This window comes from Achromobacter sp. NCFB-sbj8-Ac1-l (assembly GCF_052695805.1).
Genome location: NZ_CP199812.1, coordinates 596,063 through 614,646 on the forward strand (window position 1 = coordinate 596,063; position 18,584 = coordinate 614,646).

Below are 18,584 nucleotides of genomic sequence, written 5' to 3' on the forward strand. Positions count from 1 at the left end.
TTTCCGCGAATAAAGGGGTTGCCATGACGGAAAAACACCACGAGAACCCCAAGACCCAGTCGGCCAACTTCGCCAACCAGTTCCTGATCGCCATGCCCGGCATGGTCGAAGGCAGTCTGGCGGGGTCGGTCATCTACGTCTGCGAACACACCGAGCGCGGCGCGCTGGGCCTGGTCATCAACCGGCCCACCGACCTGACGCTGGGCACGCTGTTCGAACGCATCGACCTGGCGCTCGAGATCGGCCCGGTCAAGGACACGCTGGTGTTCTTCGGCGGGCCGGTCCAGACCGACCGCGGCTTCGTGCTGCACGCGCCTGCCGGCGACTACAGCTCGAGCATCAAGCTGGGCGGCATGGCCTTGACCACGTCGCGCGACGTGCTGCAGGCCGTGGCAGACGGCAATGGTCCGGCCCGCATGCTGGTCACGCTGGGCTACGCCGGCTGGGGCGCGGGCCAGCTCGAAAGCGAAATGGGCCAGAACGCCTGGCTGTCGGTCGGCGCCGACGACCACATCATCTTCGACGTGCCGCCCGAAGATCGCTACCCCGCCGCCCTCAAGCTGCTGGGCATCGATCCCGTGATGCTTGCCGGCGATGCGGGCCATGCCTGAAGAAACCCTGCTTGCCTTCGATTTCGGCGAGAAAAAGCTCGGCATCGCGATCGGCAATACGCTGACGCGCCACGCGCGGCCCCTGGAAATCATTTTCAGCGAGGTCCGCGACGTGCGCTTTTCGCGCATCGCCGCGCTGCTCAAGGAATGGCAGCCGCAGCGGGTGGTGGTCGGCCTGGCGCTGGACGCCGACGGCGGCGAACAGCCCGCCACCGCGCGCTGCCGTCGCTTCGCCAACCAACTGCACGGCCGCTTCGGCGTCACCGTCGAACTGGTCGACGAGCGCGGCTCCAGCATGGAAGCCCAGCGCCTGCTGGGCACCCACGAGGCCGACGACGCCATGGCCGCCGCCGTCATCCTGCAACGCTACCTGGATAAACTGCCGGCGCCCTGACGCCCGCCCTCCGGTCCGCTCATGCTCAATCCCCAACTCGACCGCCGCGGCGAACTCATCCACCTGCTCACCACGGAAGGGCTGCCGCGCCGCCACGTCGAACGGCTGCTGGACGCGGCCGCGGGGTTTGCGCAGGAGGATGCGGCGGCCGCCAGCGCCAGCGCCGCAACACACGCCAAGACGCCAGGAACCCCCGCGGCACCGTCCGGCGCGCCTCTGGACCTGCCGTTGTATCTCGGCCTGCCTGCCGATGATGCCGCTTTGCGCCGGGACTACGAGTCCGCTGCGCGGCGGCTGGGCTTGCGGCCGATTGTGCTGGATGACGACCTGCCTGCGGGGAATATCCCCGCGCCCGCCGCCGACTTGCCCCCCGGCATCCTGGTGCTGCGCCACGCCGCCAGCGGCGCTGCCGTCAGCGCGGCGGCCGCCGCACCGCCCGGCCTGCGCATCCTCAATGCCGGCGACGGCATTCATGCCGATCCCTTGCCCGCCCTGGCGCGGGTGGCGGCGATGCTGCGCGCCAGGCAAGACCTGACCCACCTGGCCGTCGCCCTGGTCGGCGACATCCGCCATAGCGCGGTCGCCCGCAGCCTGATCCACGCATTCACCACGCTGGGCGTGCCCGAAGTGCGCGCCACCGCGCCGCGGACCTTGCTGCCCGATGGCCTGCCGCAGCTCGGCGTGCGCGCCTGCGCCACGCTGCAGGAATGCCTGGCCGATGCCGACGTGGTCATCGTGCTGCCGCTGCATATCGAATCCCTGAGCGGCGCACTGCTGCCCTCCGCCCGCGAATACGCCGCCGCCTGCGGCCTGACGGCAGCCCGCCTGGCCGCCGCCAAGCCCGACGCGCTGCTGCTGCCCGGGGGGCGCCTGACCCCTGGCATCGAGGTCGACGGCGAGCTCGCCGCCAGCCTGACCGCCATCGACGCGCAACTGGCGGACACCGAACGGCACCTGCGCCTGGCGGCGCTGAGCGTCCTGGGGGCCGCGCCATGAGACTGCACATCGCCCACGGCCGCGTGATCGACCCGGCCAGCGGCTACGACGGTCCGCAAGACCTCTTCATTGCCGACGGCCACATCGTTGCCACCGGGCAGGCCCCGGACGGCTTCCAAGCCGATCGCCGCCTGGACGCCACCGGCCTGGTCGTGCTGCCGGGCCTGGTGGATCTGTCGGCCCGGGTATTGCGCGATCCGGCGGCCAGCCATGGCGCTGTGGCGATGGCCGCTGCGACTGCCGCGGCGGGGCATCCCGACAATCTTCCGCCAGGTTCGCGCATGGCCCCAGCCGACCCGCAGTTCGCCCCGGCAGAACTGCGCGCCGCGCTGGCTGGCGGCGTGACCACGCTGGTCCTGCCGCCGCAGCCCGACGCGCCGCTGGACGAACCCGCCAAGCTCGAGGCGCTGCTGTGCCAGGCGCCGGCCGACCGGCCCCGCATCCTGCCGCTGGGCGCCCTGACGGTCGGCCTGCGCGGCGAAACGCTGGCCGAGATGACGCTGTTGTCCCAAGCCGGCGCCATCGCGTTTTCGCAAGGCAACGCCGGCATCGCCGACACCCGCGTGCTGTGGGGCGCCATGCGCTACGCCAGCGGCCAGGGCCTGACGCTATGGCTGCATCCGCAAGACCCCTGGCTGGCCCAGAACGCGGTGGTGGCCGCCGGCGCCTACGCCGACCGCCTGGGCCTGCACGGCCTGCCGCCGCAAGCCGAGACGCTGGCGTTGCAGACGATCTTCGAGTTGCAACGCGCGACAGGCGCCCGCGTGCACCTGTCGCGCCTGTCCACCGCCGCAGGCCTGGAGCTGCTGCGCGCCGCGCGCCGCCAAGGTCTGCCGGTCACGGCCGACGTGTCGGCCAACAGCCTGTTGCTGACCGACGTGGATATCGGCTATTTCGATACGAATTTCCACGTGACGCCGCCGCTGCGTGGCCAACGCGACCGCGAGGCGATCCAGGCGGCGCTGCGCGACGGCCTGGTGGACGCGCTTTGCTCGGACCACACGCTGGTGGACGCCGACGGCAAGGCCGCGCCGTTCCCGTTGTCACCGCCCGGCGCCACGGGGCTGGAGTTGTTGCTGTCACTGACGCTGAAATGGGCCCGCGACAATCGGATCCCGCTGCCGCAGGCGCTGGCCCGCGTCACGACCGGCCCGGCAGCGGTGTTGCGGGGCCTGTTGCCATCGCAGTCCGGCCGCGGCGACCTGGCGGTCGGCGCGCCGGCAGACGTGTGCCTGGTGGACCTGGAAGCGGAGTGGCTGGTCGCCCCGCCGGCACTGCAAAGCCACAGCCGTCATACGCCGTTCGCGGGTATGATGCTGCCCGGTCGAGTCCGCGCCACCCTGGTGGGTGGCAGCCCGGCCTGGGAGACCCCTGCTTGAAGCTGCTGCGCTTTGTCCTCCGGCTTTTTCTCGTCGTGCCTTTGATCGTCTTCGGCCTGTTGTGCGTGGGCCTGGTGTATCCGCTGCTGCGTCCCAAGTCGCGCGCCTGGCTGAACCGCACGTGGTCGCGCTGCCTGATGGCGGCCTGTGGGCTGCGGGTCGTCTTCAAGGGCGAACCGCGCATGACGGGCCCGGTGCTGCTGGTCGCGAACCACGTCTCCTGGATCGACATTTTCGTGCTCAATTCGGCCCGCGCGACGTCGTTCGTGGCCAAGAGCGAAATCCGCAGCTGGCCGGTGATCGGCTGGCTGGTGGCCGGCGCGGGCACGCTCTTCATCGAACGCGGCCAACGCCACGCGGTCCATGCAATGGGCGAATCGATGCAAGCCCGCTTCAAGCTGGGCGACGCGGTGGGCCTGTTCCCCGAAGGCACCACCAGCGAAGGCTTCGACCTGCGCCCCTTCCACGCCAGCCTGTTCGAACCGGCAAGATCGGCCGCCATCGAAATCCAACCGGTAGCCCTGCGCTTTCTGAAAGACGGCAAACGCAGCGGCTTCGCCGCATTTGTGGGCGAGGAGACGCTGGTGGCGAATCTTTGGAAGGTTATGGGGGCTACGGGGCTGTCAGTGGAAGTGGTGTTCTTGCCGGCTTTGGCGGCTAAGCATGCTGATGGGACGTTGCCGACTCGGTTGGAGTTGTCGCATCAGGCTCGGGATGCTATTCGGGCTGTGCTTTGATTCTTTGATCGGTTGATCGGGTGAGCTGTTCTTCGTAGGTCGCCCCGCCGAGCGACCTACGAAGCCCAAACGCCGCAAGCAAGCAAGCAAGCGACAAGCAACACCCCGTCAGCCGGCCTCAAAAATCAACCGAAGATTCACTCCGCCATCGGATCCTGAAACTGCGAACACTTGATCTGCACCAGCTTCCGATCCTGCAACCGCAACGCCGTCAACGCCCCACCCCACACGCAACCCGTATCCAGGCAGATCACATCCGGACGCTGCATCAGCCCCAGCGTAGACCAGTGTCCAAACACCGTCGTGATATTTCGGGTAGCTCGATTCGGCACGTCGAACCAAGGCACTAGCCCCGGCGGCCATGCACCCGGTGTTACCTTGGTTGCGAATTCCATGTGGCCGTTGGGCGTGCACAGGCGGATGCGCGTGAGTGCGTTGATGATCACCCGCATCCGCTTGCCGCCCTTGTGGTCTTCCTTCCAGGTGGCCGGCTCGTTGCCGTACATCTTTTGCAGTGCTTTCTGCCAGTTCGGGCCGCGCAGCGCGTCCTGCACTTCGGCGGCCAGCGACAGCGTCTTGGCCACGTCCCATTTTGCCAGCGTGCCCGCGTGCACCATCAGGTGGTCGTGCTCGAAATGGGCCAGCGGGCGCGAGCGCAGCCAGTCGATCAGCGCGGCCGAATCCGGCGCGCGAAGAATCTCGTCGAGCGTGTCTGATTTTGACGGCTTGCGCACGCCCGCGGCCGCGGCCAGCAGGTGCAGGTCATGGTTGCCCAGCACCACCGTGGCGCGGTCGCCCAGGTCGATGATGCGACGCAGCGTTGCCAGTGACTGCGGGCCGCGATTGACCAGATCCCCGGCGAACCAGAAGCGCGACTTCGGGTCGCCGACCAGTTCGGGATGGGACAGCAAGCGATCCAGCGGCGAGCAGCAACCTTGCACGTCGCCGATCATCCAGATACTGCTGTTCATGCGGGACTCTTACTCCAGGGCCAACGTTGTTGGACGATACGGGTAATGGTGTGGCGGTATTCCATGTAGCTCATGGCGCCCAGCGCCAAGGCCATGGCCCCGATATTCGGGCCCAGGGCCGTCAGCCAGGGCGGCCACTTGCCCAGCATGCCTACGTTCAGCGCCAGCTGGTTCAGCATGAAAAAGCCCACGCCCAGCAGGATGCCGATGAAGACCTTGGCGCCCACGCCGCCGCGGCGAGTCTGCATCAGCCCGATGGGGGCCGCGATCGTGATCATCACCAGCAGCGTGAACGGATACGCCAGTTTGCGCCACAACGCGACGACCTGTCGACCATATTGCAGCTGGTTGTTGCGCAAATAATCCACATAATCGAGCAGCGTCACGATCGACATGCGCTCGGGCGTCAGCACCCGGGCCAGCAGGCGTTCGGCGCTGAGCGTCGTGTCGACCGTGCGTTCGGGCACTTTCACCACCGTGGCCGGCGGGTTCTTCGGGGGGCGGGCGTTGGCCAGGGCTTCCGAGGCCTCGTCATCCAGGCGGGTTTCGGCCACGTCTTTGAGCACCAGGTCGCCATGGGCGAACAGGCCCGTGGGCGCCGTCGACAGTACCGACAGCGTCAGGTCTTTCTTGAACTCGTACAGCGTGACGCCCGTGACCTGGCCGTCGCCCTTCAGTTCGGCGATGTTGATGATGCGGGTGCCGCCGTTGGCCGTGGGTTCCTTGAACCAGTAGCCGCTGTTCAGGCGGTCGCCGCCGGCCTTGCCGCGAAACTGCAGGTTGGCTTCGCCAGACTTGATTTCGGCCCAGGGCGTGACGTATTCGGACAGCAGGGCTGCGCCGATCATCAGCGGGATGGTCACGATCCAGAGCATGCGCAACAGGCGCATGCCGCTGACGCCCGAAACCCGCAAGATGACCAGTTCGTTGCGCTGGGCCAGGCCGGCCAGCGCCAGGATCGCGCCGATCAGAAGGCCGATGGGCAGCAGGTCGTACAGGCGGGTGGGGATGGCCAGCGCCTGCATGTACAGCAAGGCCAGCATGGAGAACTTGTCGCCCACGTTGTCCAGGTCGTCCACCAGCGCGAAAAACGTGAAAAGGCCCAGCAGGGCCATAAGGACCACTGCACAAGAGCGATAGATCTCGCGGGCCAGGTAGCGACGTGCGGTACGCATGAAAAGGGACGAAGGAGCGCGTAAACGTGAAAGCTTAACAAATCCCGCCGTCCAAGGTGGGCGGGAGCCTGGGGAATCAGTCGGTTTCTCGTGTCAGGGGATGTCCACCATCTGCATCCGCCGGGTCAGGGTGTAGACGCGGGAGTTCAGGTAGTTGGAATTGCGATGGCTGTCATAGAAGCGGGGATTGGGCAGCATGGCCGCCAGCCGGGCCGACTGGCTGGCCCCCAGGTTGGCCGCCGGCACGTTGTAATAGTGCTTGGCCGCCGCCTGGGCGCCGAAGACACCCACGCCCCATTCCGCCACATTCAGGTACAGCTCGAGGATGCGTTCCTTGGTCATGACGTGTTCGATCATGTAGGTCAGCACCAGTTCCTGGCCCTTGCGGACGTAGCTGCGGGAACTGGACAGGAACAGGTTCTTGGCCAGCTGCTGGGTGATGGTCGAGCCGCCGCGCATCTTGCTGCGGCCGGCTTCTTCCTGTTTCTGGTTGTATTCCCACGCCTTGCGGATGGCGTCCCATTCGACGCCGTCGTGCTCGGTGAAATTGGAATCTTCGGATGCCACCACCGCCAGCTTCAGGCTGCGGTTGATCTTGTCGTAGGGCACCCATTCGTATTTCAGGCGGAAATCGGGGTTGCCGTCCTGCAGTCGGGCGAGTTCTTCACGCATCACGGCGCTGCTGCCCGGGTTCTGGTACTTGTACCAGACCACCAGCCCGAACAGCCAGAACTGGTAGAGCAGCACCGCACACACCAGCGCCATCAGTACGCCGGTGATGATCCGGAACCAGGAACGGCGCTTGCCGCTCTTGCCGCGGGCGGCCATCGGGTCAGCTTCCGGCCATCAGCGCCTCGCGCAGCGCCGCCAGCACAGGGGCCGGGTCGGGCCGCACGCCGTGCCAGATGAAGAAACTTTCGGCGGCCTGGCCCACCAGCATGCCCAGGCCGTCGGCGGTCAGGGCTGCGCCGTCCTCGCGGGCCTGCCGCATGAAGGCGGTGGGCTGGGCGCCGTACATCATGTCGTAGCCGGCCGCGCCCTCGGCATACAGGCCGGCGGGCAGGTCGGGGGCGGCATCCTGCAGGCCGCTGGCGGTGGCATTGACCACCAGGTTCCAGCCCCCGGGCAGGGCGGCGTCCGCCAGGCCGCCGGCAGTGACGCGAGTCTGGGGCTCGGCGCCGGTTGCGCGCCAGGCCTCGGCCAGTTCCAGCGCCCGGGCGGCGGTGCGGTTGACGATATGGATGCGGGCGCAGCCGGCCTGGGCCAGCGGTTGCAGCACCCCCCGGGCGGCGCCGCCCGCGCCTGCCAGCAGGACGGACGCGCCGGTCAGGCGCACGCCCAGGCGCATCAGGTCGGACACCAGACCGACGCCGTCGGTGTTGCAGCCGTGCCAGACGCCGTCGCGCCACGACAGGGTGTTGACCGCCCCGGCCAACCGGGCGCGGCTGGACAGGTGGCCCGACGCCAGCGCGTAGGCGTCCTGCTTGAACGGCACCGTGACATTCAGGCCCAGCCCGCCTTCGGCGGCAAAGGCGGCGACCGCGGCGCCAAAGCCGTCCACCGGCGCCAGCAGGCGCTCGTAGGTCAGCGGCTTGCCGGTCTGTTGCGAGAACAGGGCGTGGATCTGGGGCGAGCGGCTGTGCGCGATGGGGTTGCCGATGACGGCGTAGCGGGCAAGAGGGGGCGCCTCGGTCATGGGGCTTCGGTTTCCAGGGTGTCGTTGACGAAATGCCAGGTGCGGGTGATGACCAGCACGTCGGTGTCGCGGGCGATGTCGGGCGGGAAGGGCGGGAACGGCGCGGCCAGCTGCACGATGCGGCGGGCGGCCTGGTTCAGCACGGCATGGGGCGAGGGCTGGTCGATGTCGACCGCCGCGATGCTGCCGTCGGCGCGCACCGACACGGTGATGCGCAGCGAGCCATAGATGCGGCCGCGGGCTTCGTCCGGGTAATGCTGGGTGCCGACGGATTCGATGCGGGTGCGCCAGGCATCCAGGTAGGCGGCGTAGCGCGAGGCCTCGGCCGAGGGCGCCACGAACTGCTTGCGCGGCTCGGCGCTGTATTGCTGGACCTTGGCGGCCAGGGCGGCGATCTGGGCGTTCTGGATGACGCTGGCCTGGTCCTGGGCGTCCTGGCCGCGCTCGTTGCCGTCGGGCCAGGGGTTGACCGCCTGGCGCTCGGCGCCAGCCTTGTCGGCGGCGCGCAGCTGGGTCATCAGGCGGGCCTGTTCGGCTTCCAACTGCACCTGGCGCCGCCGCATGGCTTCCAGCACGATGGTCTCGGCCGACGCGCCGGTCTGGGGCAGGGGGGTGGTGGACAGGCCGCGTTCGGCATTGCCGCCGCCGCTCATCTGGTTTTGCGCCTGGGCCCGGGGGGTATCGGGGGGCGTTTCGCTGCGGGCGTTCAGCAGCACCACTTCGAGGCTGGCCGCCGGGGGGCGGGACAGCGCGGGCGCGCCGAAGCGCCACGCCAGGGCGCCGGCGTGCACCAACAGCGAAATCGCAATGCCGATGCGCAGGTAGTGCTGGGCGGGCGCGCCCAGCCACCACAGCAGACGGCTCAGCGGAGAGGGGGAATCAGCAAGGCGTTGCACGCACGCATTGTAGAGCCAGTCCGCCCGCCGCCGTCACCTGTGGCTGCCCGTAGCGCTTACTTCGAGGGCCGCGGGAAGACCCAGACCTTGCTGGCCGGCAGGGCCAGGCGGCAGGGGCCGGGTTCGCGGCCTTCGGGGCCGTAGGCGCGCAGCGCCAGGGTGTTGGCCGGGTCTGCATCGGGGGTGCGGAACAGGTATTCCCAGCGGTCGCCCAGGTACATGCTGGTCAGAAGCGGCATGTCCAGGTGGTTGCCGTCGGGATCGTCCGCCAGGCGGACCTGTTCGACCCGGATCACCGCGGTGGCGTCCTGGCCCTGGGTCACGCCTTCGCCGGCCTTGCCCCACAGCGCCCAGCCGTGGCCCTCGATGCGGGCGCGGCCGTCGCGCACTTCGGTGACCTTGCCGTCCAGCCGGTTGTTGCTGCCCATGAACTCGGCGGTAAACAGGGTCGACGGCGAGCCGTACATTTCCTGCGGCGTGCCTTGCTGCTCGATCTTGCCGTTGTTCAGCAGCAGGATGCGGTCGGAAATGGCCATGGCTTCGCTCTGGTCATGCGTCACCATCAGGGCCGACAGCCCCAGACGGATGATCAGTTCGCGCAGGAAGGCGCGGGCCTCTTCGCGCAGCTTGGCATCCAGATTGGACAGCGGCTCGTCCAGCAGGATGACGGGCGGGCTGTACACCAGCGCCCGGCCGATGGCCACGCGCTGCTGCTGGCCGCCGGACAGCGCGTGCGGATGGCGCTGGCCCAGCTTGCCCAGGCCCAGCTGGTCCAGCACGGCCTGCACGCGTTCGCGCACTTCGGCGGACGGCACCTTGCGCAGCTTCAGCGGGTAGGCCACGTTCTCGAACACGGTCTTGTGCGGCCACAGCGCGTACGACTGGAACACCAGGCCCAGGTTGCGCTCTTCGGCCGGGATTTCCTTGCGGGCCCCGCCGTCGTAGACCACGCGGTCGCCGATGGTGATGCGGCCGCGCTTGGGGCCTTCCAGGCCCGCCACGGCGCGCAGCAGCGTGGTCTTGCCGCTGCCCGACGGGCCCAGCAAGGACACCACTTCGCCCTGGCGCAGTTGCATCGACACGCCCTTGAGCACCGGGTTGTCGCCGTAATCCAGGTGCAGGTCTTCTACAGAAAGCTCAATCATGAAGTTTGACTCCGAATCGCAGGGCGATGCCCAGGCCGATCACGACCAGAACGATATTGATGAAGGAAAGCGCGGCCACGATGTCGATGGCGCCGGACGCCCACAGCGACACCAGCATGGACCCGATGGTCTCGGTGCCTGGCGACAGCAGGTAGACGCCGGTGGAGTATTCGCGCTCGAAGATCAGGAACATCAGCAGCCACGAACCGATCAGGCCGTACTTGGCCAGCGGCACGGTGACGTGGCGGGTGACCTGGCCGCGTCGCGCGCCGGCGCTGCGGGCGGCCTCTTCCAGTTCAGGCCCCACCTGCAGCAGCGTCGACGAGATCAGGCGCAGGCCGTAGGCCATCCAGACCACCGTGTAGGCCAGCCACACGCTGAAGATGGTGCTGCGCATGGCACGCAGCCATTCGATGAAGTTCTCGCGCAGCCACTCGGCGAACGGCAGGCCCGACAGCCAGCCGCCCAGGTCCGGATCCAGCGCGTTGTCCAGCCACATCGGCACGAACAGGAACACCCACAGGAACGCCAGGCCCGCCAGCAGGCCGGGCACCGCGCGCGGCACCAGCACGCTGTAGTCCATGAAGCGGGTGACGTTGTCCGGCTTGCGGTGCATCGCCAGGCCCACGAACATGTAGCACATCACGGCCAGCGCGCCGCCGAACACGCCGATGGCCACCGAGTTGACGATGGCGCGCATCAGGTTCGGTTGCGCGAACACGGTGCGGAAGGCATCCAGCGACAGCACGTCGAACAGCGACACGCCCATGCCCCAGTTGGACACGAACGCGCGCAGCAGCACGCCCATCAGCGGCACCACGATGGTGACCAGCAGCCAGAACGCCACCACGCCGCCCGCCACCCAGCGCCACTTGCCCAGCGGCAGCGGACGGGCGCGCGAGGCCTTGCCCTTGACGGTGACGAAACGGTTGGCCGTGCGCATCAGGCGGCGCTGCAGCATCACCAGCGGAATCGTCATGCAGATCAGCACCACGGCCACGGCGGCCATCAGGTGGTACGACGGAATGCCGAGCTTGTTGGTCAGCTTGTACAGGTAGGTGGCCAGCACCAGGTTGCCTTCCGGGTCGCCCAGCACCAGCACCAGGCCGAACACTTCCAGGCCCAGGAAGAACAGCAGCACGGTGGCGTACAGCATGGCCGGGCGCACCATCGGCAGGCTGACCGACACCATCACGCGCAGCGGCGAGGCGCCGGTGACGCGGGCCGCTTCTTCCACGTCCGACCCCATGCTGCGCAGGGCCGACGAGATGTACAGGTAGGCGTGCGGCACGTGCGTGAGGCCGGCGATGATGACGATGCTGGTCAGCGAATACACGTTCCAGGGCACGAAGCCCAGGATGTTCTGCGCCCAGGTCGAGAAAAAGCCGACCGGGCCGGCCGCCACCACGTAGCCAAAGCCCAGCACCATCGGCGACACGAACACCGGCACCAGGATCAGGGGCTCGATCCAGCGCCGGCCGGGCAGGTCGGTGCGGATCATCAGGAAGGCCAGCATGCCGCCCAGGGGGATGGCGATGATGGCCAGCCCGAAGGCCAGGATGAAGCCGCTTTTCAGCGCCTTGTAGAAATCCGGGTCCGCGAAGATGAAGCGGAATGCGTCCAGGCTGAAGACCTTGGACGGCGAAAAGAAGGGCGCGGACAGGAAGCTCTGGATGATGATGAACGACAGCGGCACGTAGATGGCCAGGGCTGTGATCAGCACCACCACGCCGCGCGGCAGGGACTGCCATTTTCTGCGCAATGACTGCATGGGGAAATCCTGTTGATTCGATAGACGCGGGGGGCGCCCGCTGGCGATCACCCGCCGGCATTCACCCGCAGGTGAATGTCCGGCCGGCGGGTGGGGGGCATGCCGCCCTCCCGCGTGCTGGCGGCCGGGGGCGGATGCGTTGCCCCCGTGGCGCCGGCAGCCTTACTTGCCTGCTGCGGCGCGCCAGTCCTTGATGAACTGCAGGCGCTTGTTCTGCTCCAGGTAGTCCAGCAGCGTTTCGTTGACCGGGATCGGCTTGAGCGAGGCGCCCAGCTTCTTGGTCATGCCGTCCACATCGTTGTCGCCTTCGATGTCGTCGCGCACCGAGGCCAGGTCAGCCTGGTTGGCCATGATTTCCTGGCCCTTCTGCGACAGCAGGTAGTCCATCCACAGCTTGGCCGCGTTGCGGTTCTTGGCCTTCTTGCTGATGAACGCCACGCGCGACAGCACCAGCGCGTAGTCGGTCGGGTAGGCCACGCCCAGCGACGGGTCGGTCTTGGCGCGGGTTTCGGCGTACGAGCCCAGGATGTTGTAGCCGATCAGGTTTTCGCCCGACGACACGCGTTCCATCATGGTGCCGGTGGACGACTGCACGATCAGGCCGCCCTTGGCGATGTCCTTGAGCGTGTCGAAGTACTTGGGGTCATTGGCCTTGTCCTGCACGGCCAGCATGAAGCCCACGGCCGACTTCTCGATGTCGTAGGTGGTGACCTTGTTCTTGAACTTGTCCGGCTGGCTGGCGATCAGCTTGGCCAGGGCGCCGTGCGTGGTCGGCACTTCGTTGGCCGGAATCAGGCGCTTGTTGTAGATGAACACGGCCGGCTCGTAGGTCGTGCCGTAGGCCGAGTCCTTCCAGACGGCCCAGGCCGGCAGCTTGCCGATCTCGGGCGACTTGTACTGCAGCGCGTAGTCGGTGGCCAGCTTCAGGGCCGAATCCATCGACGAGCTCCAGACGATGTCGCCGCTGCTGCCGCCCGCCGCCTGTTCGCTGATGTAGCGGTTGTACAGCTCGGTGCTGTTCATGTCGTTGTATTCGACCTTGACGCCCGGGTACAGCGCTTCGAAGCCCTTGATGATGGGGCCGGCGGCCTTGGTGTCGGTGGTCGAATAGATCACGACCTTGCCTTCCTTCTTGGCGCCGTCGAGAATCTTCTGGTAGTCGGCGGGGTAGCCCGCGGGCACGGATTGGGCGTAGGCGCTGCCGGCGGCGATGGCGAATGCAGCGGCGCAGGCGGCCGCCAGTCTGGACTTGGCAAGCATGGGTCTTGTCTCCGTTGGAATTAGTATCGACAGGCGCGAAGCCTGTTCGACCGCATCTTAGGGGCCGGCGTCTGTCGTCGTCCTGTCATGGGGGGCAGGGTGGGATAGGGGTAATCCCGTGGTCGGGAGCAGGCCCGCCGGCACGACGCGGCGTCGTGCCGGGGCGGTGTGGCCTAGGGCCGTTCCGGCGTATCGGTGACCAGCCGAATCCAGTTCTGCACGAAGCGCGAGTGCCGCCGCTGGTCCAACCCCACCAGCAGCGCGGGTGACAGCACCACGGGCTGCACGATGCCTTGCGAGCGTGCCAGCACGGCCTCCGAGGTCCAGCGCCCCGGTGTGTCTTCCATGATCGACCCCAGCGCCGCGTGGCTGGACGCCACCTGCTGGCCGGCCGGCGACAGCAGCCAGTCGACCAGCGCGCGGCCCAGGTCCGGATTGGGCGCTTTGCGGGCAATCAGCACCGAACGCGCCAGCACCAGCACGTAGTCCTGCGGAAACACGATGCCGATCTTGCTGCCCGCCGCCTGGCGTGACAGCGCATAGGACCCCAGGATGTTGTAGCCCAGGTCCATCTCGTCGTTCTCGATCGCGTCCAGCAGGTCCGCGCTGGTGGCCGACAAGCGCACGCCGACCTGGCCCAGGGCGTTGGCCAGGCCCCAGAAATTGGATGACACCAGTTCGTCCTGTTCGGCCATCAGGTAGCCCACGCTGCTGCGCGAAATGTCATAGGTGCCCACGCGCCCATGCAGCCGCGCGCGGTCGTGTTCGAGCGTGCGCAGCAGGTCCTGGCGCGAGCGCGGCACGGTGGCCTCGGTGTAGCGCTTGGGGTTGTAGACGAACACCGCCGGCTCGAAGGTAAAACCGTAGACCTCGTTGCGCCACACCGCCCACGACGGCAGCTTGGCCGCATAGGGCGAGGCATAGCGCTGTGCGTAGCCGTCGTTGGCCAGCCGGATCTGCAAGTCCGAGGCCGAGCTCATCAGCACGTCCACGTCCTTCAGCTGGTTCTCGATGGCCGCCTCGTACAGTTCGCGGCTGCCCATCTCGCGATACACGACGGTGACGTCGGGCCGCTGCGCCTGAAAGCCCAGGATCAGCGGCGCCACCACCGGCGTGTCGGTCGGCCCCGCGATGGTCAGCACGCGCGACGACGGCTGCGGCGCCGGATAGCGGGTCACGATTTCCGGAATGTCGGCGGCGCGCACGTCGGCCGGGGCGGCCGCCAGCAGCAGCGCGGCCGCAAACACGGCTCCCAGCCAACCCGCCAGCGTGCGCCCGCCGGCCCCGCTGCGCTGGCGCGCCAGCGGCAGGATCACCCGCGCCGACAGGCCGCCGCCGGGGCGGTCCTGCAGCCACAGGGACCCGCCGTGCGCCACCGCCACCGACCGCACGATGGCCAGGCCCAGGCCGGAACCCGGCTGCGATTCTCCCGTCCGTCCGCGTATGAAGCGCTGCTGCACGGCATCCTTTTCGTCATCCGCGATGCCGGGGCCGCGATCGGACACGGTCAGCGCCACCCGGAACCCGGCCACGGGCGTGGCCTGGATGTCCACGGTGCCGTCCGGCGCGTAGCGCAGCGCGTTGTCCACCAGGTTGCGCAGCATTTCGCGCAAGGCCACGCGATCGCCTGCGATGCGCGCACGCCGCACCTGCGGCGCGATTTCGATGCGCAGCCGCTGCGCCTCCAGCGGCCCGATGCGGCGCCGCGTTTCATTGATGGTCTCGGCCACGCCCACCGGCGCGCGCGACCCCTTGCCCAGCCGGTGCGTGATGGTGGCGTCCATCAACAGCTGGTTGATGAGCTGGCTGGCATGCGTGGCGTTCTGGTGGATGCGCCCCAGGCGCTCGTGCAGGCGCTTGGGGTCGGTTTCGTCCAGCGCCACCTCGGCCTGCGCCCGCAACGAGGCCAGCGGCGTGCGCACCTGGTGCGCGGCATCGGCGACCAGCGTGTTCAGCGTATCCATCAGCCCGGACAGCCGTTGCATGAAGGCATTGAGCGCCTCGACCAGCCGCCGCACTTCGCTGGGCACGGGGGTGACCAGCGGCGCCAGATCATCCGGCGCCCGCCGCCGCAGTTCGCGTTCCACCACGGCCAGCGGCGCAAAGGCCCGCTGCACCCCGAACCACAGCAGCCCCAACGCCACCAGCGACACCACGATCAACGGCAACACGCTGCGCCCCAATATTTCATCGGCCAATTCTTCGCGCGACCCCAGCGTTTCCGCCACCCGCACGGTCACCCAGCCCGCATGCTGGCTGGCCGACACCAGCCGCCCCACTGTCGCCACGCGCACGGGTTCATCGTGATAGCTGAGATACGTGAACACAGGCGTGGCCGACTGCGCCAACGGCAGGCCCGGCGCCAGATCGGCATAGCCGGTAATGAGCCGGCCGTTGGAGGTGCGCGCTTCGTAGAACACCCTTTCGCTGCCCGACAGCATGGCCAGCGACGACACCGGCGGTTCCACGGTGACGCCGTTGTCCTCGATCTGCACCGACCCCGCAATCGTCAGCGCCGACGCCGCCAACAGCCGGTCAAACGCCTGCTCGGCGGCCCGCTGGGCATAGCCGCGCAAAAAGAAGACCAGCCCCAGCAACGCGCAGGCCAGCAGCACGGCGCCCAACGTGAAGACGCGCCGGCGGATCGAAAAGCTGTCAGGAAGGCTCATGGCTGCGGGCCTGATACCCCACGCCCCGCACGGTGACGATATCGATGGACGCACCCGCGAGCTTCTTGCGCAGCCGCGAAATCAGCAATTCCAGCGCATTGAGCGACCCATCATCCAGGTCGAACAGCTGGTTCATCAACCGCTCCTTGGCCACGGTCTGCCCCAGTTTGCCCAGCAGAATCTCCAACAACCGAAATTCGCGCCGCCCCAGTTCCAGCGGCATGCCAGCCAACACGACATGCCGATTGGCCATGTCCAGGCTCAGGTTGCCATAGGTGGTGACGCTGGTGGTCTGCCCCGCCGGCCGCCGCAGCAACGCCCGCAGCCGCGCCTCAAGTTCGCGCAGATCAAACGGCTTGACGAGATAATCGTCGGCTCCCAGGTCCAGCATATCGATCTTGTCTTCGATCTCGGACCGCGCCGTGACGACGAGCACCGGCGCTTCCAGCCCCGCGGCCCGCAGTTCCCGAATGACGGTAAACCCATCCTTGCCGGGCAGGTTGATATCGAGCACCAAGGCATCCCACGTCTCGTCCAACCCCCACCGCAACGCCTCCACCCCATTGCGCACCCACTGCACGCTATGGCCGGCCGAGCGCAGTTTGCTCTCCACGGCATCGCCCAGGTCAAGGTTGTCCTCGACGAGCAAAATGCGCATGTTTGTTCTCCAATGTTGTTGTGGTTTTTTGGGGGAGTTTAACGGGAGGCTGTGCGTTTTAGTGGGCGGCCAGCTCTTCGAAGGCCGCCCGCGGCGTTGGCGGTCTCCCGTGCGCGGGGCAACGGGGAAGAGAAAAACAGGCGCGGTCGGTGGAGGGTGTGCGCGATGGACCGACGGCCCCTCAAACGAGCATTAGTAGGTACGAACGCCGGCCCCATGGAAAAGCGCTAGTGGCAGGAATCGTGGCTGCCAAATGAACCGATGTGACAAACATCCGGCTCCGCCGAAAGAACCCTATTCGGCAAGAACCCCAGCCCCCACAACGATGGGCGGCGCGCCACAGCCCTTCAAACGCAAACCACCCGCCATCGCGCCGCCCATCACCGCCCACCCCCAAATGGGGAGGCCCCCAAGCAAGCAACTGACAAAAAGCGCGCAAGCGTCATCAAGCAAACCAAGACACCGCGTAAGCCGCTGGCGGCCGCCCGCGCGGCCGTCATCGGCGGGCAGCAGCAACGTCATCCCTGACCACAGGTCTAGCAGCGCGACAAACTCAGACGCACGTAGCCCCTGGCGGGGGTGGCATGCGGAGTGGGCAACCTCGATGCGCCCGAGGGAATCTGAAGCCCAATAGTCGTCATGCACGACACCCGTGACGAAGAAACTTTCTCCGTGGCATCGGCTGTGGCAAGGTGGAATGCCGCCAGGTAAAGACCGACCTTCCAGTGGTGCGTGTTAGCGCACGCCCGTTCTGAAGCATGGCCCCGGGTGACGTCACCGACATTGGTGAGCACACGCATAGCGCGTGCATCCCGTTTGAGAGAGTGAGTACAACGACGTACCCATGCCCGGCGGCATTCCGTTTGTGATCATGGAGCAAGCCATGTCCCTGCGCAAGTCTGTTGCACCCTTAACCCTGGCCCACCCCGATGCCGCAGGCATCGACATCGGCTCGGCCAGTCACTTTGTCGCCGTGCCTGCCGACCGCGATGAGCAGCCCGTTCGTGAGTTCAAGAGCTTTACTGCCGATCTCTATCGCCTGGCGCAGTGGCTCAAGGACTGCGGCATTACCGCGGTCGCCATGGAGTCCACCGGCGTCTACTGGATCCCCTTGTACGAGTTGCTCGACAGCCAGGGCTTTACTGTCTATCTGGTCAACGCCCGGCACGTCAAGAACGTCTGCGGCCGCAAGTCCGACGTCCTGGACTGCCAGTGGTTGCAACAGCTCATGAGCTACGGCCTGCTGGCCAGCGCCTTCCGGCCTTCGGACCAGATCTGCGTCTTGCGCGAGTTCTCGCGCCAACGCCAGATGCTGCTGGCCTCACAGGTGCGCCACGTGCAGCACATGCAGAAGGCGCTCACGCAGATGAACATCCAGTTGACCCAAGTGCTCTCGGACGTCGTCGGGGTCACCGGCCAGGCCATCATCCGCGCCATCGTGGCCGGCGAGCGTGATCCCCACGTCCTGGCCCGCCTTAAAAAGCGCCAGGTCAAGGCCAGCGAAGACGATATCGCCGCAGCCCTGCAAGGGACCTGGCGCCATGAGCACCTGTTCGCGCTACGCCAGGCGCTTGCCCTGTACGACGCGTATCAGAGCCAGCTCTATGAGTGCGATCAGCTCATCCAGACTGAGCTGCATAAGCTACAGCGCCATGACGGCGACCCAGGCAAGTCCCAGCGTCGCTGGCCCAAGAAGGCCATGGCCTTCGACCTGCGCACGCACCTGTTCGCCATGTGCGGCGTGGACCTGACCCGCATCAATGGGGTCGATGAAATGACCGCCTTCAAAGTCCTGGCCGAGGTCGGGCCTGATATGACCCGCTTCCCCACATCCAAGCACTTCGCCTCTTGGCTCGGGTTGTGCCCGGGGACACGGATCTCCGGGGGCAAGGTCCTGAGCAGCGCCACCAAGCGCTCGCCAAACCGCGCCGCCCAAGCCCTGCGCCTGGCCGCCGCTGCGTTGCGAACAAGCCAGTCGGCCTTGGGTGCCTATTACCGACGGCTGTGCGCACGCCTGGACAAGCCTCGCGCCATCACCGCTGCGGCCCACAAGTTGGCTCGTCTGATCTACGCCATGCTCACCAAAGGCACCGAATATGTCGACCAGGGCGAGCTGTATTACGAGGAACGCTACAAGCAGCGCGTCATGCATCACTTGACCAAGCGCGCCCAGGCGATGGGCTATAGCCTCACGCCACTTCCAGAGACAGCGTAAAAAACCCCAAA

General features: G+C 67.3%; 16 protein-coding genes. 6 read left to right on the top strand and 10 right to left on the bottom strand.

Annotated elements, in window-relative coordinates:
* Positions 1–23: 23 nt before the first annotated feature.
* The 5 genes from ACUDP5_RS02800 to ACUDP5_RS02820 are packed head-to-tail and all read left to right on the top strand — an operon-like array spanning position 24 to position 4,117.
* Positions 24–611 carry a YqgE/AlgH family protein gene (locus tag ACUDP5_RS02800; protein WP_263914385.1) on the top strand — a complete coding sequence of 196 codons (588 nt, stop codon included), beginning with the start codon at positions 24–26 and terminating at the stop codon, positions 609–611.
* Complete coding sequence (gene ruvX / locus ACUDP5_RS02805; RefSeq protein ID WP_445658117.1) at positions 604–1,005, top strand: Holliday junction resolvase RuvX; 402 nt, start codon at positions 604–606, stop codon at positions 1,003–1,005. Before ACUDP5_RS02800 ends, ruvX begins: the two co-directional genes overlap by 8 nt.
* Positions 1,006–1,026: 21 nt before the next feature.
* Positions 1,027–2,001 carry an aspartate carbamoyltransferase gene (locus ACUDP5_RS02810; RefSeq protein ID WP_263914383.1) on the top strand — a complete coding sequence of 325 codons (975 nt, stop codon included), beginning with the start codon at positions 1,027–1,029 and terminating at the stop codon, positions 1,999–2,001.
* The gene (locus ACUDP5_RS02815; RefSeq protein ID WP_445658118.1) at positions 1,998–3,380 is read left to right on the top strand and encodes a dihydroorotase; all 1,383 of its coding nucleotides are present in this window, start codon (positions 1,998–2,000) and stop codon (positions 3,378–3,380) included. Before ACUDP5_RS02810 ends, ACUDP5_RS02815 begins: the two co-directional genes overlap by 4 nt.
* The gene (locus ACUDP5_RS02820; RefSeq protein ID WP_263914380.1) at positions 3,377–4,117 is read left to right on the top strand and encodes a lysophospholipid acyltransferase family protein; all 741 of its coding nucleotides are present in this window, start codon (positions 3,377–3,379) and stop codon (positions 4,115–4,117) included. The genes ACUDP5_RS02815 and ACUDP5_RS02820 overlap by 4 nt, the downstream gene beginning before the upstream one ends.
* Before the next feature lie 137 nt (positions 4,118–4,254).
* Here ACUDP5_RS02820 and ACUDP5_RS02825 read toward each other — a convergent pair whose 3' ends face one another.
* The 10 genes from ACUDP5_RS02825 to ACUDP5_RS02870 all read right to left on the bottom strand — a co-directional run bounded on the left by ACUDP5_RS02825 (position 4,255) and on the right by ACUDP5_RS02870 (position 16,358).
* Entirely contained in the window at positions 4,255–5,088 is an 834-nt protein-coding gene (locus ACUDP5_RS02825; RefSeq protein ID WP_263914379.1) for a symmetrical bis(5'-nucleosyl)-tetraphosphatase, read from the bottom strand.
* Positions 5,085–6,263 carry an LPS export ABC transporter permease LptG gene (gene lptG, locus ACUDP5_RS02830; RefSeq protein WP_263914378.1) on the bottom strand — a complete coding sequence of 393 codons (1,179 nt, stop codon included), beginning with the start codon at positions 6,261–6,263 and terminating at the stop codon, positions 5,085–5,087. Before lptG ends, ACUDP5_RS02825 begins: the two co-directional genes overlap by 4 nt.
* 93 nt (positions 6,264–6,356) lie before the next feature.
* A complete protein-coding gene (mtgA, locus tag ACUDP5_RS02835; RefSeq protein WP_263914377.1) occupies positions 6,357–7,091 on the bottom strand; it encodes a monofunctional biosynthetic peptidoglycan transglycosylase in 735 nt (244 codons plus the stop codon).
* A gap of 4 nt (positions 7,092–7,095) precedes the next feature.
* Positions 7,096–7,959: a shikimate dehydrogenase gene (gene aroE, locus ACUDP5_RS02840; RefSeq protein ID WP_445658119.1), complete on the bottom strand. Its 864-nt coding sequence runs from the start codon at positions 7,957–7,959 to the stop codon at positions 7,096–7,098.
* Complete coding sequence (locus tag ACUDP5_RS02845; RefSeq protein ID WP_263914375.1) at positions 7,956–8,855, bottom strand: TonB family protein; 900 nt, start codon at positions 8,853–8,855, stop codon at positions 7,956–7,958. Before ACUDP5_RS02845 ends, aroE begins: the two co-directional genes overlap by 4 nt.
* Positions 8,856–8,911: 56 nt before the next feature.
* Positions 8,912–10,000 carry an ABC transporter ATP-binding protein gene (locus ACUDP5_RS02850; RefSeq protein ID WP_025137636.1) on the bottom strand — a complete coding sequence of 363 codons (1,089 nt, stop codon included), beginning with the start codon at positions 9,998–10,000 and terminating at the stop codon, positions 8,912–8,914.
* Complete coding sequence (locus ACUDP5_RS02855) at positions 9,993–11,771, bottom strand: ABC transporter permease (protein WP_263914373.1); 1,779 nt, start codon at positions 11,769–11,771, stop codon at positions 9,993–9,995. The genes ACUDP5_RS02850 and ACUDP5_RS02855 overlap by 8 nt, the downstream gene beginning before the upstream one ends.
* 162 nt (positions 11,772–11,933) lie before the next feature.
* Positions 11,934–13,031, bottom strand: coding sequence for an ABC transporter substrate-binding protein (locus ACUDP5_RS02860; protein WP_025137634.1), 1,098 nt, complete (start codon positions 13,029–13,031; stop codon positions 11,934–11,936).
* 173 nt (positions 13,032–13,204) lie between these two features.
* Positions 13,205–15,700, bottom strand: a complete 2,496-nt coding sequence (locus ACUDP5_RS02865; RefSeq protein ID WP_445658120.1) for a sensor histidine kinase — start codon at positions 15,698–15,700, stop codon at positions 13,205–13,207.
* Positions 15,687–16,358, bottom strand: a complete 672-nt coding sequence (locus tag ACUDP5_RS02870) for a response regulator transcription factor (protein WP_263914371.1) — start codon at positions 16,356–16,358, stop codon at positions 15,687–15,689. Before ACUDP5_RS02870 ends, ACUDP5_RS02865 begins: the two co-directional genes overlap by 14 nt.
* 883 nt (positions 16,359–17,241) lie before the next feature.
* On the opposite strand from ACUDP5_RS02870, the gene ACUDP5_RS02875 reads away from it, so the two are divergent.
* Positions 17,242–18,573, top strand: coding sequence for an IS110 family transposase (locus tag ACUDP5_RS02875; RefSeq protein WP_445658121.1), 1,332 nt, complete (start codon positions 17,242–17,244; stop codon positions 18,571–18,573).
* The last annotated feature ends 11 nt before the right edge of the window (positions 18,574–18,584 follow it).